Here is a 14,830-nt window from a genome sequence, read left to right as displayed (position 1 = left end):
ACTGCCGTGCTGGGCTCGGAGCACGGCGGGCTCCGTGATGTCGGTGGGGACAAATGTCCCGCACCGGGGAGCCGCCTGTGTTCGACGTAGCCATCATCGGTGCGGGCGCTGCAGGCATGATGTGCGCCGCCGTGGCAGGGCAGCGAGGGCTGCGGGTCGTGTTGATCGACCATGCCGAGCGCCTGGCGGAAAAAATCCGGATTTCCGGCGGCGGCCGCTGCAATTTCACGAACCTGGGGGCAGGGCCGGCAAATTTCTTGTCCGATAACCCACACTTCTGCCGGTCGGCGCTGGCAGGCTACACCCCGCAGGATTTTCTGGCGCTGTTGCGCAGCCATCGCGTGGCGTGGCACGAAAAGCATCGCGGACAGTTGTTCTGTGATGACAGCAGCGAATCCATCATCGAGATGCTGCGCGCCGAATGCCAGACAGGACGCGTGCAATGGCGCATGCCCTGCAGTGTGAGCGAGATCAGCCGTTCCGACGCGGGCTATGCCTTGCACACCAGTCAAGGCGAAATCCGAGCTGCCAAACTGGTCATCGCCACCGGCGGAATGGCCATTCCCCAATTGGGCGCCACGGATTTTGGCTTGAAAATCGCTCGGCAATTCGGTTTGAAAATCATCGAACCTCGTCCTGCCTTGGTGCCGCTGACGTTCGACGCTGCGCAGTGGAAGCCTTTTGCCGAACTGTCCGGGGTGGCGCTGGAAGTATCGCTGACCACAGGGGCAGGCCGTGCGCGCGGCGAGTTCCTGGAGGACTTGCTGTTCACGCATCGTGGCTTGTCTGGACCGGCGATTTTGCAGATCTCCAGCTTTTGGCAGCCTGGTGAGGCCATCGTGATTGATCTTGCGCCGGGTCGTGACCTGGCCTCTGAACTGATCGCAGCCAAGCCGGGCAGCCGACAGCAGTTGCATACGGTCCTGGGCGCGCTGTGGCCCAGGCGCCTGACTGATCAATGGCTGGGCGTCGCGGGGCAATCAGGACAGCAGCAGGTTGCCGGGCAAACCAAGCAGGGAGGGCGGCAAGCCAGCGGCCCTGCCGGCAAGGGCGAACTAGCCGAACTGCGGTTAGCTGACATTCCCGATAAAACGTTGCGGTCCCTGGCCGACGGCATTCATCAATGGCGTCTCGCGCCCAGCGGCACCGCCGGATATAAAAAGGCCGAAGTCATGCGCGGCGGTGTCGATACGCGCGGACTGGATCAAAAGTCGATGCAGGCGCGCACCGTGCCGGGCCTGTACTTCATAGGTGAGGCGGTCGATGTGACCGGCTGGCTGGGTGGGTACAACTTTCAATGGGCCTGGGCCTCGGGCGTGGCGTGCGGCCGGGCGCTGTGAGAGTGCGGCCGGCTTAGGGGCGATGCGACCTGCACGCATCACCCCTATTTTTCCTACTCAAGAGTCCATCAGGCTAAAGCAAGCCTGAATCTGGCCGCCATGGGCGTGCGCAGGATGTCTCGCGTTGTTTTATTAAATAAAAATGACTATCATTTGAGTTATCTTTATTGATTATTTCATCCTGACGGGAGTCTCGATGGTCCATATTCAAACCAGGCCTGCCGCAGTACTGCCACCTGCGACCACGTCCTGCCTCGGCGTATGGCAGCGGGCGACGTTGCGGGGCAATCGTGCCTATGAGCGGGGCGATCACGCTGCGGCCTTGACGCAATACCGCGCGGCCCTGAGCCTGGCCGATACCTTGCCGGGGCAGTTGGATGATGTCGAGGCGGCGGTGGCCGCGCTGGTGGTGTCGCATCACAACCTGCTGACGTTGTATGAGCAAACCGGGCAATCTGAGTTGGCCGCCGCCCACGCCTGTCGGGCACATGAATTGCTGCATGAAATGGCGTTGGATCCCGCCTTGCCAGAGTGTTGGCGCGAGGCCGCCTGGCGCCATGGGCGTGTGACCTATGCGGAGTTGCTGCAGTTTTTGCAGCGTCATCCGGATCACGATCGCGCCCGCCGTGCTGCCGCGCTGGTGTGGCGCGACGAGACACAGCCGCAGCATTGAATCTCAAGGAAATGTCGAGCGCTTCCAGTTGTTGCCAGAGGCGCCACGTATTTCATTACGGCCGATTCACCTCGGCATCCGAACCGCTCCCTCCGGGAGCTCGAACAGGAGATTTGCCATGCCCTATACCTTGCCCGATCTGCCCTACGCCTACGATGCGCTCGAGCCGCACATCGACGCGCAGACGATGGAAATTCACTACACCAAACATCATCAGACCTATATCAACAACCTGAATGCCGCGCTGGAAGGCGCCGGTCTGTCGACGGACGAGCCGGTCGAGAAGCTGATTGCCCATATCGACAGCCTGCCCGAGGCAGTGCGCGGCGCCGTCCGCAACAACGGGGGCGGCCATGCCAACCACAGTCTGTTCTGGAAGGTCATGTCGCCCAAAGGCGGCGGCCAGCCTCAGGGCCGTGTGGCAGCCGCTATCGACGCCGATCTGGGTGGCGTCGAGGCATTCCGTGATGCCTTTACCAAGGCGGCCTTGACCCGTTTTGGCAGCGGCTGGGCCTGGCTGAGCGTCACGCCGCAAGGCAAACTGGTGGTGGAAAGCTCGGCCAACCAGGACAGCCCCCTGATGCAGGGTAATACCCCGGTGTTGGGCCTCGATGTCTGGGAACACGCGTATTATCTGAAATATCAGAACCGTCGCCCGGAATACATCGGCGCGTTTTTCAATGTGATTGACTGGGCCGAAGTGGCCCGCCGTTACGAGGCCGCCTTGGCCTGAGTACCGGTTTGTGCTGCATCCTTTGCGCAGGTTGTTGATGAACACATTTAGCCGTCACCGTATTCGCCCGCAGCTGACCAGCATCAGTGTCTGGACACTGGCCGTCCTGGTCGCGTGTCTCGGCGCTCATGCGTTGTGGGAATATCTGTTGCCGCGCGCGCCTCACGTTGCCAACGCATTGGCGGGTGGCTTGCTGGCAGCGGGCGCGACGGCGCTGGGCACAGTGCCGGTGATGTTCTCGCAGACCCTGTCCGACAAGGTGCAGGACACGATGTTTGGATTCGGCGCGGGCGTCATGTTGGCGGCCTGCGCCTTTTCCCTGGTGGCTCCAGGCCTCGACGCCGCCGGCCAGCTGGGGCATGGGCCTTGGGGATCGGGTTTTATCGTCGGCGGTGCGATTTTGTTGGGTGCGGCAGTGTTGTTGACGATGGACCGTCTCTTGCCTCACGAACATTTCATCAAGGGCAAAGAAGGCATCGAGGTGCATCGTTTGCGCCGCACCTGGCTGTTTGTGTTTGCCATTGCGCTGCATAACCTGCCCGAAGGCCTGGCCATAGGCGTGGGATATGTGGGTAACGACCCGGTGCAAGGCAGTGCGCTGGCGACCGGGATCGCGATTCAAGACGTGCCCGAGGGGCTGGTGGTCGCGCTGGCGTTATTGTCGGCGGGCTATAGCCGGGCGTTTTCCGTAGCGCTGGGCATGTTGTCGGGGCTTGTGGAGCCCTTGGGGGCTGTCGTCGGAGCCCTCGTGGTCGGCTGGTCGGCGGAGTTGCTGCCCTGGGGGCTGGGCTTTGCGGCGGGCGCCATGTTGTTTGTCATCAGTCATGAAATCATTCCGGAGTCCCATCGCAAGGGCCACGAGGTGTTTGCGACCGGGGGGCTGATGATCGGTTTTGTCCTGATGATGTTGCTGGATACGGCGCTGGGGTAAATCAGCTGCGCCAAATGCAGCTTGCCTCGCCCAGGCACCCGACAGGGACTCACAATGAGGGAATGCAACGAGGGCTGATTGCCACCAGCGGTTTTCGAAGCTGTCTTTGCGAATGCGATGGGTTGAGCTGGCGCCACCCGCGTAGCCAGAACGCCACTCAACAGCGTTGATGCAGCAAGGGAAGGCGTACGAACATCCGTCAATGGCGGCCATTGCGAGCAGGAGGTCGGCGTGTAAAAGCCCCGCCGGGCCGTTGAGCCGCGATTTAGCCCGCGAAGCGGGCCGAGGCCCCTGGTCATGGGCCGAGTCGCGGCGATAGGCCCGGCGGGGCTTTTACACGCCGACCTCCTGCGCCAAAAAAACTCCACCCGACGCATGCCACAGACCACAACCGTGGCGGGGAAAAATGCCCCACGTCGCGCCTTACGGCTTGCTGCCCCCTCGGGGGCTTTTTGATGTCCAACTGCCTCGAGTATGGAAAACCGGCACGCCGCCGCTAGTCGGCACCCCGCTTTTCGCGGTATGCTTCACTCCGCTGTCATGTTCGTCGCGGGAGAGAGCGGCCCACCACCACGGTATAGGGTCGTCGCCGAAGGCGCAATTCGCCCGGAATCGCTCAGGTAACCCATACCGCGACGCATCAGTTTCCTGTCTGGCTCTTGGGGCCAGCGCAGGTCGCTGACACAGCACTCTGGAGAGACCTGGCGCCGCGGATTCCGTGTGTAGCCCAGGCGCCGAAGGTGCAAACCCGCCGAACGCGGGGCAACTCTCAGGCAAAAGGACAGAGGGGCGGAAAATCCAGCTGGTTTCTGGCGCTTTCCGCATCCAGGCCGGCATTCCGTAACCTCAAGGCGATGCCGCCACTCTGGAGCCTGTCCATGTCTGCTGTTCTTCAACGTACCCCCTTGGCCGAGACCCATGTCGCCGCTGGCGCGCGCATGGTCGATTTTGGCGGCTGGGATATGCCGCTGGCGTATGGGTCGCAACTGGAAGAACACCACGCCGTGCGCCGTGACGCAGGTATGTTTGACGTGTCCCACATGTTGAACGCCGACGTGGCCGGCCCTCAGGCGACCGAATTCTTGCAGCGTCTGGTGGCCAACGATGTCGCCAAACTGACGGTGCCGGGCAAAGCGCTCTATACCTGCATGCTGAACCCGCAGGGCGGCATTGTGGACGACTTGATCGTCTATTTCTTTGCCGTGGACCAGTGGCGTGTGGTGGTCAATGCCGGTACGGCCGACAAAGACATCGCCTGGATGCGCCGCGTGGCGGCCGCCGGCCAGTTCGACGTGACGATTACGCCTCGCCGTGATCTGGCCATGGTGGCAGTACAGGGCCCCAACGCCCGCGCCAAAGTCTGGGCCGCGCGTCCGGCCTGGCAGGCCGCTACCGAGCCGCTGACGCCCTTTGTGGCCGCTGAAGTGGCCGACGATACCCTGGTGGCGCGTACCGGCTATACCGGCGAAGATGGGTTCGAAATTGTCCTGCCTGCCACCGAGGTCGTGGCATTGTGGAACGATCTGGCCGCTCAGGGCGTGCGTCCCTGCGGTCTGGGTGCGCGTGACACGTTGCGCCTGGAGGCTGGCATGAATCTCTACGGCCAGGACATGGACGAATTGACCCAGCCGAATCAGGCCGGGCTGTCCTGGACCGTTTCTCTGAAAGACGCGGCGCGCCGTTTCGTTGGCCGCGATGCGTTGGAACAATTCGCGACGCCGTGCGCATTCGTGGGGCTGAAGCTCCAGGACCGCGGCGTGATGCGTGCCCATATGGCGGTGCGTACGCCGCAGGGCGCGGGCGAGCTCACCAGCGGCACCATGTCGCCGACCTTGGGCGTATCCGTGGGTTTTGCCCGCGTTCCCCTGGGCGTCGAACCCGGTCAGACAGTCGAAGTCGAGATCCGTGGCAAATGGATGCCCGCCTTGGTAACCAAATTACCATTCGTGCGTCACGGCAAAGCCGTCGAACACTCGTAAACTGCCGCCATGCGCTGGCAGGGGTGCCGGCGCAGGCGCGACCCAATTTTTAGGAGCTTTTATGAGCCTGCCCACCGATCGTAAATACACTGAGTCCCATGAATGGGTGCTCGCCGAAGGCGATGTGTTCGTCGTCGGCATCACCGACAATGCCCAGGAGCAACTGGGCGATCTCGTCTTCGTTGGCGATGTCAACGTAGGCGCCAAGCTCAAGGCTGGCGAGACCGCAGGCGTGGTCGAGTCGGTCAAGGCCGCCTCCGATATCTATGCGCCCGTGACGGGCGAGATCGTGGCCTTTAACGAAGACCTGGAAAACACGCCGAACCTGATCAACGAGTCGGCCTACACCGCCTGGATCTTCAAGATCAAGCCCGATAACGCCGCTGACGCCGACAAACTGTTGGACGCCGCCGGCTACGAAGCCGTCGCCAACGGCTGATCTGGCCGATGCTGCGCGGGCGTTGGCGCCCGCGCGGCCATTTTTCTGTACCGAGACCTCTCATGTCGCGCGCTCTAGATACCCACTCTGATTTCATCCCTCGTCATATTGGTCCCTCATTGGGGGATCAGGAAAAAATGCTCGCAGCCGTTGGCTGCGACAGTCTGAACACCTTGCTTGACGAGGTGGTGCCGCCCGCGATTCGCAGCCAAGCGCCCTTGGCGTTGCCCGCGTCGCGCAGCGAACCCGATGTGCTGGCCGAACTGAAGGCTATCGCCGGTCGCAACCGCATTTACCGCAATTACATCGGCCAGGGGTATTACGGCACGCACACGCCGAACGTGGTGTTGCGCAACGTGCTGGAAAATCCCGCCTGGTACACGGCCTATACGCCGTATCAACCCGAGATCTCGCAAGGCCGCCTGGAAGCCTTGTTGAACTACCAGACCATGGTGGCCGATCTGACGGGCTTGGATATCTCCAATGCATCGCTGCTGGACGAGGGGACGGCGGCTGCCGAGGCTATGACGCTGGCGCGTCGTGGTTCTAAATCGGCCAGCCCGGTGTTCTTTGTTTCGGCGCACTGCCATCCGCAAACGATCGAAGTCGTGCGCACGCGTGCCGAAGGCCTGGGTATCGAGATCGCCATCGGCGACGAGGCGCAGGGCTTGCCGGAATGCTTTGGCGTGCTGCTGCAATACCCGCACAGCCTGGGCGCGGTGACGGACTATCGTGCGCTGGCCGAGGCCGCGCATGCACAAGGCGCCGTCGTCGCGTGCGCGACAGACTTGCTGGCGCTGGCGTTGTTGACGCCGCCGGGAGAGTGGGGCGCGGACATCGCAGTGGGTTCGTCGCAACGCTTCGGGGTGCCGTTTGGTTTCGGTGGCCCGCACGCGGGCTTCATGGCCTGCAAAGACGCCTACAAGCGCAATATGCCGGGCCGTTTGGTCGGCGTGTCGAAAGATGCGCAGGGCAATCCGGCATTGCGTCTGGCATTGCAGACGCGCGAGCAGCATATCCGTCGCGAGAAAGCGACGTCGAATATTTGCACGGCCCAGGTGCTGTTGGCCGTGATGGCGGGTTTGTACGCCGTATGGCATGGTCCCGAGGGCATCCGTCGCATCGCCACGCGCGTGCAGCGCTACACGGCGATTCTGCGCACGGCGCTGACGCAGTTGGGGATCAAGGTTGTCAACGACACGTTCTTTGACACGCTGCTGCTGGAAACCGGGGCAGCGACGCCCGCGTTGGTGGTGGCCGCCGAGTGCGAACACATCAATCTGCGCCGCGTCGATGGCGCCCGCCTGTCGATCTCGCTGGACGAGACGGTGACGGCAGCCGATTTGCAGGCTTTGGTGAATGTCTTTGCCGCAGGCCTGGAAAAAGACGATGTGGCGCTGGACATCGATGCCCTGGACGCCAAGGCTGCCGGCGGGATTCCGGCTGCGCTGCAACGTGAGGGCGCGATTCTGTCGCATCCGGTGTTCTCCAGCATTCAATCCGAAACCGACATGCTGCGTTATCTGCGCAAGCTGTCCGACAAGGACCTCGCCCTGGATCGCAGCATGATTCCGCTGGGGTCGTGCACGATGAAGCTGAACGCGACGGCCGAGATGATTCCCATCACCTGGCCCGAGTTCGCACAGATCCATCCTTATGCGCCTCTGGACCAAAGCCAGGGCTATCGCGAATTGGTGCAGCGCCTGTCCGACGCGCTATGCGAAATCACCGGATACGACGATATCAGCCTGCAGCCGAACTCGGGCGCACAGGGCGAATATGCCGGCTTGCTGGCAATCCGAGGCTATCACCGCGCCAACGGCCAATCGCAGCGCGATGTGTGTTTGATCCCGGCATCGGCGCACGGCACCAATCCCGCATCCGCGCAATTGGTGGGGATGAGTGTGGTCGTCGTGGCGTCTGACGCCAACGGCAACGTGGATATCGCTGATCTGCGCGCCAAGGTGGAACAGGTCGGCGATCGCCTGGCTGCCTTGATGATCACCTATCCGTCGACCCACGGCGTGTTTGAAGAGTCCATCACCGAGATTTGCGATCTGGTGCATCAGGCCGGTGGCCAGGTGTATCTGGATGGCGCCAACATGAATGCCATGGTCGGTGTCGCCCAACCCGGAAAATTCGGTTCCGATGTCTCGCACCTGAACCTGCACAAGACGTTCTGCATTCCGCACGGCGGTGGCGGTCCGGGTGTCGGTCCGGTGGCCGTGCGTTCGCACCTGGCGCCGTATTTGCCGGGCGTGTTGAATGCGCAAGGCAAACTGGATGTCGAAGCTGAAGTCGGCCCCGTGTCCGCAGCCCCGTTTGGCTCGGCCAGCATTTTGCCGATCTCGTTTGCCTATATCGCGCTGATGGGCGCCGACGGCCTGCGTAGCGCGACCGAAATGGCGATCCTGAACGCGAACTATCTGGCTGCACGGTTGCGTGATCATTATCCGGTGCTATACGCCGGCCGTAATGGCCGTGTCGCGCATGAGTGCATTCTGGACGTGCGTCCGTTGAAAGACACGACTGGCATCAGTGCCGAGGACATCGCCAAACGTTTGATGGACTATGGTTTCCATGCGCCTACCATGAGCTTCCCCGTTGCCGGGACGCTGATGGTCGAGCCGACCGAATCCGAAGGCCTGGCGGAACTGGATCGCTTTGTCGACGCCATGATCGCCATCCGCGAAGAGATCGCGCAAATCGAACGTGGTGAGCGCGATCGCGATGACAACGTACTGAAGAACGCGCCGCACACGGCGCAGATGCTGTTGGCCGAAGAATGGCACCACGATTACCCGCGCCAGCAGGCCGCGTATCCGGTCGAGTCACTGCGCGAGACCAAGTACTGGCCGCCGGTGGCGCGCGTGGATAATGCCTACGGTGATCGCAATCTGGTGTGCGCGTGCTTGCCTATCGAGGCGTATGCGTGACATCGTAGTGTGACGATGACGCCGCGCGGATAGCGCGCGTCAACGTAAAAACGCCCGCCGATTGATAGTCGGCGGGCGTTTTTGTTTAGTGATGCCGGCAGGGCCGGCATCATGTCAGTGCTTATTTACGAGGCGCTTCTTTGATCGTGTTGGTGAACATCGACACATTGGCCAGGAACATCTGCACCGTGAATTCCACGTTGTCTTGGCCCACGCCGCCGTAGGCGTTCACGTCCATTTCCATCGTGGCAACTTTGTTTTCGGCGTCCCAGTAGGCGCGCGTCAGGCGGTTGTTCTGGTTCCATTCGTTGAGTACGCGCATCGGCACGGCGTAAGGCGTGGCGACGGAGATGCGCATTTGCATGTCCGAGCACGAGGATTCGGTTTCGCAATCGTTGAACAGGATGTCGACGCTTTTGGCGCCTTCGTTGTTGCCATCGATCGTCAACACGGGTGTGTCGTAATCCGAGGTGCCGAGTTCGTAGTCGAAGCCCGCGTCACTGACCATTTGACCGATCTGAGCAGGATCCAGCGAATTCAGCATGGTGTTTTCGCTCTCCTCGCCATAACTGTGATCGTCGTCCTCGACACTGCTCAGCAGGGCGCCAAACAGCTCGTCGGCGGGGACTTCTTCACCATTCAGATTGGCCTTGCCGTCGGCATAGTGGAACGTGCTCACGACATTGTCGCCGTCGGTCTTGGCGATACCGAACATTTCGGCCATGCCGGCCATGGAGCTCACTTGGTCAGCGGCTTCTTTGGCGGCGGCTGCGGCGTCGACTCCCTCACCTTGCAAGTACTGCACGGCCAGGCCCTCCACCATGGGCTTGGACACCGTGACCTTCATGTCGATCAGCTTGACGGATTGCTGCAACAGTTGCTTGGCATCGTCTGGCAGTTCCTTGCCTGCGACCAGGCCGGCAGGCTTGGTCAGCTCGATGGCCAGATTCAGGTTGCTCTGGCCTTTGGCGGTTTCCCAAACGAAAGGATCGACGCGCATGGTCGGGTTGGCGGCCAGCAATTGGATAGCCTGGTTGACGAGCTCGATTGCCTGCGCTCCATCCGCCGTGCTGTCTTCCGCACCGTTGGCAATCTTGGTCAGCATTTCGTTATAGAGATCGGACAGTGCTTTTGCGGCTTTGCCGTCGATCTTGTCGAACTTGATCGTGGCATGGCCTTTACCGAAATCGCTGCCATTGACGGCGATCTGGCCGATTTTGTAGTCGGCCGCGACGTTTACGGTGGTGTCTTGTTCGGCGATTTTCGCGGTGTAAGCCAGATCCTTCAGTTCGATCTTGGTCTTGACGGTTGCGGCCGGGGCCTGAGCAGCCTGTTCAGGCTGGGCAGACTGTTCGGGTTGAGCCGGCGTCTGGCTTTCTGCACTCGGATTCTGCGCGGCATTGGCTGCCTCGTCGGCGGCTTTTGCGGCCTCTTCGGCTGCTCGGGCGGCTTCTTCTTCGGCGTCCGATGTTTCGTTCGCGTAGGGATCCAGCGGCTCTTCGACCTCGATCACGATGTTATCGAACTTGGCGCCGGAGCTGCCTACGCCAAAGCCGAATTTGCCTTGCTGGCTATCGACGTCCACCGTCATGCCGGTGATATTCGCGTTGACCTTCTGGCCTTCGTCATCCTCTGACAATTGCAGAGCCAACTGGTTGATCTTGCCGGTGCCGACCGTGTGTTTGGTGGCGCGTACGAAGCTGCCTTCGAATTGGGCGCCGCTGAACTTGACGGACTGGCCTTCTTGCGGGGCGTAATCGACGGGAGCGATCGTGGCCGTGCCGACGCCATCACCGTTGTAGGACAGAATCGTGTCACCGACCAACGGCGAGACGCCCTTGGTCAGGTCGAACAAGGGCTTGACGAGATCATTTGAGGCGACTTCGCTGTGAACAAAAGCCAGCTTGGGCAGCCATTGGCCACGGGCCAATGCGCCTTTGGGGAACGGGCCGTGTTCAATGCGGCCGACAATCTCAACCATGCCTTTGGGGGGCGTTTCTTCGCCCGGGACTTTAGTCAGCTGAATGCCATAACGGACATCGCTGCTGAAAAAATGGCGTTCGTAGGAAATCTGGCTGATCGTGACACCGAAGCCTGTGCTGCCCAATGCGCTGGCCAACTCCTTGTTGAGTTCCGTCAGGCGCACAGGCTCTTCTGTTTCGATGCGCTTGCCGGTGTACCACGTGGTGCCGAGCCAGCCCGCGACTGCGATGACGACCACGCCCGCCGTGATCCCTACTGCCTTTTTCATTTTTTCGTCCATTTATTGTTTGCATGCTGCCGGTATAGCGATGGTGCGCCATACCGGCACGGGCGATACCCGCCCGCGGCGAGTATAACGAGATGTAGCGGCAGTGTTGCCGGATCAACCGTTACGAGTCGTTTCTGTAGTAGACAGAATGGCAATAGACAGCTCAGAAGGGCAGGCAGATGCCGTGGTACGGCATGGTGCCTGTGCCGCGGGTGTTCGTGAATGAATGGACTCCTGTTTCAAAGGGTATCGAGCGGATAGATCGGCCGCCGCACGTGCTTGAATTCAATTTGACTGTAGTCTGAGGTGGTCACGCCCAGGCCGGTGCATGGAATGATCTCCGTTGCCATGTCGGCAAAGCCGGCACGCCAGTGGACACGGCTTTTCAGCACGACATAGCGCTTTTGTAGAGGATCGATACCGGCTGATAGCAGACAGTTGATATCAAAGGGCTCCTGGTGGCGGGAAATCAGGACGATTTGCACCTTGCCGGTATCGAATACCACTGTCAGGCCGGTGTCATTGCGCACGCCGCGATACATGGGGCCACGGTTCAGGTACACGCCATCGAATACGAGTTTGACGCGGCCGGTGACCGACAGCGGCCGGCTTTGCTGTTTCAATGCGGGCATGGGCAGCTTGCCGCCCATGGACAGCGTGATCTCGGCGCCTACGCCAGCGGCCGCGGCCTGTTGCGCAGCCTCGGGGTCGCAGAGAGCGTAGAACGCGACGTTTTCCAGGCCTTGGCGCAGGATCTCCGCCAGGACTTCAGTGGTATCCATCGTGCCGCCTGAACCGGTGTTGTCGAAGTGGTCCAGCAGTACGACGGGGCCTTGCTCAATGGCTTTGGCGCGTGTAATGGCAGGGGCGAGGGGTTCGCAGTGAAATACCCATTGCGCCCGGGCTTGCCAGGCTGTATCGAGCAATTCGTCGCGATAGCGCTCGGCTGCCGGCAGATCGCCGTCGGTGCAGATGACGGCGCTCAGACCCGCCTCACGTATATCCGCATGAGGAAAACCCACAAAGACCGAGGCGGCTAGAACCCCTTGCGACTCCAATGTCCGGCAACGTTCTTGCAAGGACTTATTCGGCTCGGCATGGGTGCCCTGGCACATGATGTGTGGCAGCATGGGTTTGTTGGCCCAGGTCATCACGGGACGAATTTCGCCTTTTAGGGTGCGTGCAATGGTATCGGCCGCACGGACCCCTGCGGCGCGAATGTCAACGTGAGGATAGGTATGAAATCCGGTGACGACGGTGGCATGGCGCACGATATCGTCATAGATGTTGGCATGCATATCCAGCGTGACGCCTACCGGCGTGTCGGGATCAATCTCGCGCAGGCGATGCAGCAGATTACCCTCGGCGTCTTCGACGCCGTCTGCCACCATGGCGCCGTGCAGATCGAGCAGGATGGCGTCGTAGCCGCCGCGCCGGACCTCGTCCAGGATGAGTTCGCACAAACGTGCGTAAGTGTCTGCGTCAGTGGGGGCGCTGGGCCACGATTCTGCGGCGACGGGGATGGTGATCTCGGCGCCTTCGCGGCGTGCGATCTCGATATAGCCTCCCAGGCCGCTATCGGTGTTCTCGTAAGCGCGAACGGCACGCTCGCCCGCCAGGATCTCCGGGCTGCCGCGAAAGAATCGCTCGAGCGGCGTGGGCACGGGAGAAAAGGTATTGGTTTCATGCTTGATCATTGCCAGTAGCCAACGCATGTCGAAGTCCTTATTAACCTATCAACAGAGGGGCCAAAGCCCGCGAGAGAGATAAAAAAAGCCCCCACGCCACGCCTTCGGCTTGCTGCCTCCCGAGGGGGCGCTTTTTGCCTTGGGGCGGCCCGGCGGTAAAAAAACCAGCGGTCGCCGAGCCGATCAGCAGCGCCGTCAAGCGGCCGCCAGCGGCCGGAAATGCTGAAAATCCCAACCGCGCCCGGGCGCGGCGTCAATCAGGGCGCGGGTGTAATCGTGTGTCGGCTGCGTGAGTACCGTTTCCGCCGCGCCCGTTTCCACGACTTGCCCGCGTTGCATGACCAGAATGGTGTCGCAGATTTGCGCCGCGACTCGCAGGTCGTGTGTAATGAACAGCACGCCCACGCCGGTGCGTTGGCGGATTTGTTCCAGCAGCCCTAATACTTGAGCCTGTACCGAGACATCCAATGCCGAGACAGCCTCGTCGGCAACGAGGACTTCGGGTTCCATCACCAAGGCGCGGGCGATGCAGATTCGTTGCCGTTGTCCGCCGGAAAACTGGTGGGGATAGCGATCCATGGCATCAGCATCGAGCCCGACGACGCGCAATGTGTCGACGGCCTTTGCGGTGGCTTGATCGCGTGGGGTGCCGAAATTCAGCAGGCCTTCGATAATGGATTCGCCAATTTTGCGGCGTGGATTCAGCGAACGATAGGGGTCCTGAAAAACGATTTGAATACGCTGGCGTACTGGTCTGAGCGCAGTGCCCGATAGCATGGCGATATCGTCGTTGCCCATCAATACTTTGCCTGTCGTGGGCTCGATCAAGCGCATGATGCAGCGCGCGACCGTGGACTTACCGGAACCCGATTCGCCCACGATGCCCAGGATCTCGCCTTTGCGCAGCACCAGATTGACGTCTTGGGCGGCAGGTACCTGGCGCAGGCCGCCGGACCAGAATGAACGTTTATCGACATAGGTGCGCCCGAGCCCCTGTACCCGCAATACCGGTTCGCCCGTCGGCGCATCGCGGCGCAGCGGGACCAGGCTGGGCACGGACGAGACCAAGCGCCGGGTATAGCTTTGTGCGGGGCGCGCCAGAATCTCGTCTCGTGTGCCGGATTCGATCAGGTCGCCTCGATTCATGACCACAATGCGGTCGGCGATTTCCGCGACCACGCCAAAATCATGCGTGATGAACAGGACCGCGGTCTGGTGTTCGGTCTGCAGTTCTTTGATCAGTGCCAGGATTTGTTTTTGCGTGGTGACATCCAGGGCAGTGGTCGGCTCGTCCGCAATCAGCAGGCGAGGTTCCAGAATGAGCGCCATTGCGATGACGATACGCTGGCGCTGACCGCCAGAGAGCTGGTGAGGATACGAGTCATAAATGCGCTCGACGTCTGGCAGATGTACCGAACGGAACATGCTCAGCACTTTCTCGCGCCGCTCGGCGCGTGATAGCCGGCGATGCAACCGCAGGACCTCATCGACCTGACGGCCTACGGTATGTACGGGATTGAGCGCGGTCATGGGTTCTTGAAACACCATGGCCATGCGGGTGGCGCGCATCTCGCGCAAACGCTGCGGTGTTGCGCTGAGGATGTCCTCGCCTTCGACGCGAATGGCGCCGCTGGGTTTGAGCGCGCCGGGCGGCAGCAACCCCATGACGGCCAATGAACTGACCGATTTGCCCGATCCTGACTCGCCCACCACGCAGACGGTTTCGCCTGCGCGCACGTCCAGGCTCAGATTACGTACGACCTGTTTGCCGGTTCCTGCAACCGTGACGGAGAGGTTGCGGATAGCCAGGACGGCGTCCGACGTGTCTCCGGCGGGGGGGTACGGGGAATAGGACATGAG

At 61.4% G+C, this 14,830-nt stretch carries 10 protein-coding genes and 2 riboswitches; of the genes, 7 read left to right on the top strand and 3 right to left on the bottom strand.

Going from position 1 to position 14,830, the window contains the following annotated elements:
• The first annotated feature begins 53 nt into the window (after window positions 1-53).
• The 7 genes from ACNA0J_RS08260 to gcvP all read left to right on the top strand — a co-directional run bounded on the left by ACNA0J_RS08260 (window position 54) and on the right by gcvP (window position 9,031).
• Window positions 54-1,340 carry a BaiN/RdsA family NAD(P)/FAD-dependent oxidoreductase gene (locus ACNA0J_RS08260; protein ID WP_415818306.1) on the top strand — a complete coding sequence of 429 codons (1,287 nt, stop codon included), beginning with the start codon at window positions 54-56 and terminating at the stop codon, window positions 1,338-1,340.
• A 196-nt stretch (window positions 1,341-1,536) separates the two neighbouring features.
• Window positions 1,537-2,013 (top strand): DUF2753 family protein, encoded by a 477-nt coding sequence (locus tag ACNA0J_RS08255; RefSeq protein WP_415818304.1) that lies wholly within the window; start codon window positions 1,537-1,539, stop codon window positions 2,011-2,013.
• Window positions 2,014-2,131: 118 nt separating this feature from the next.
• On the top strand, window positions 2,132-2,746 hold the full coding sequence (locus ACNA0J_RS08250; RefSeq protein ID WP_415818302.1) for a superoxide dismutase: 615 nt from the start codon (window positions 2,132-2,134) through the stop codon (window positions 2,744-2,746).
• 37 nt (window positions 2,747-2,783) lie between these two features.
• Window positions 2,784-3,677 (top strand): ZIP family metal transporter, encoded by an 894-nt coding sequence (locus ACNA0J_RS08245; RefSeq protein ID WP_415818300.1) that lies wholly within the window; start codon window positions 2,784-2,786, stop codon window positions 3,675-3,677.
• A gap of 540 nt (window positions 3,678-4,217) precedes the next feature.
• Window positions 4,218-4,320: riboswitch (glycine riboswitch) on the top strand.
• A gap of 38 nt (window positions 4,321-4,358) precedes the next feature.
• A riboswitch (glycine riboswitch) is annotated at window positions 4,359-4,472 on the top strand.
• Between the two features lie 83 nt (window positions 4,473-4,555).
• Window positions 4,556-5,656, top strand: a complete 1,101-nt coding sequence (gene gcvT / locus ACNA0J_RS08240; RefSeq protein ID WP_415818298.1) for a glycine cleavage system aminomethyltransferase GcvT — start codon at window positions 4,556-4,558, stop codon at window positions 5,654-5,656.
• A 61-nt stretch (window positions 5,657-5,717) separates the two neighbouring features.
• On the top strand, window positions 5,718-6,095 hold the full coding sequence (gene gcvH / locus ACNA0J_RS08235; RefSeq protein ID WP_415818296.1) for a glycine cleavage system protein GcvH: 378 nt from the start codon (window positions 5,718-5,720) through the stop codon (window positions 6,093-6,095).
• 62 nt (window positions 6,096-6,157) lie between these two features.
• Window positions 6,158-9,031, top strand: a complete 2,874-nt coding sequence (gcvP, locus tag ACNA0J_RS08230; protein WP_415818295.1) for an aminomethyl-transferring glycine dehydrogenase — start codon at window positions 6,158-6,160, stop codon at window positions 9,029-9,031.
• A 121-nt stretch (window positions 9,032-9,152) separates the two neighbouring features.
• Here gcvP and ACNA0J_RS08225 read toward each other — a convergent pair whose 3' ends face one another.
• From ACNA0J_RS08225 to ACNA0J_RS08215, 3 genes are all read right to left on the bottom strand, one after another.
• Complete coding sequence (locus ACNA0J_RS08225; protein ID WP_415818293.1) at window positions 9,153-11,282, bottom strand: DUF945 family protein; 2,130 nt, start codon at window positions 11,280-11,282, stop codon at window positions 9,153-9,155.
• A 239-nt stretch (window positions 11,283-11,521) separates the two neighbouring features.
• The gene (locus tag ACNA0J_RS08220) at window positions 11,522-12,997 is read right to left on the bottom strand and encodes a M81 family metallopeptidase (protein ID WP_415818291.1); all 1,476 of its coding nucleotides are present in this window, start codon (window positions 12,995-12,997) and stop codon (window positions 11,522-11,524) included.
• Window positions 12,998-13,165: 168 nt separating this feature from the next.
• Entirely contained in the window at window positions 13,166-14,827 is a 1,662-nt protein-coding gene (locus ACNA0J_RS08215) for an ABC transporter ATP-binding protein (protein WP_415818289.1), read from the bottom strand.
• Between the last annotated feature and the right edge of the window lie 3 nt (window positions 14,828-14,830).

This window comes from Bordetella tumbae (assembly GCF_965139195.1).
In the GTDB taxonomy this organism is placed as follows: Bacteria; Pseudomonadota; Gammaproteobacteria; order Burkholderiales; family Burkholderiaceae_B; genus Bordetella_A; species Bordetella_A tumbae.
This window is presented reverse-complemented; position numbering and strand designations above follow the sequence as displayed.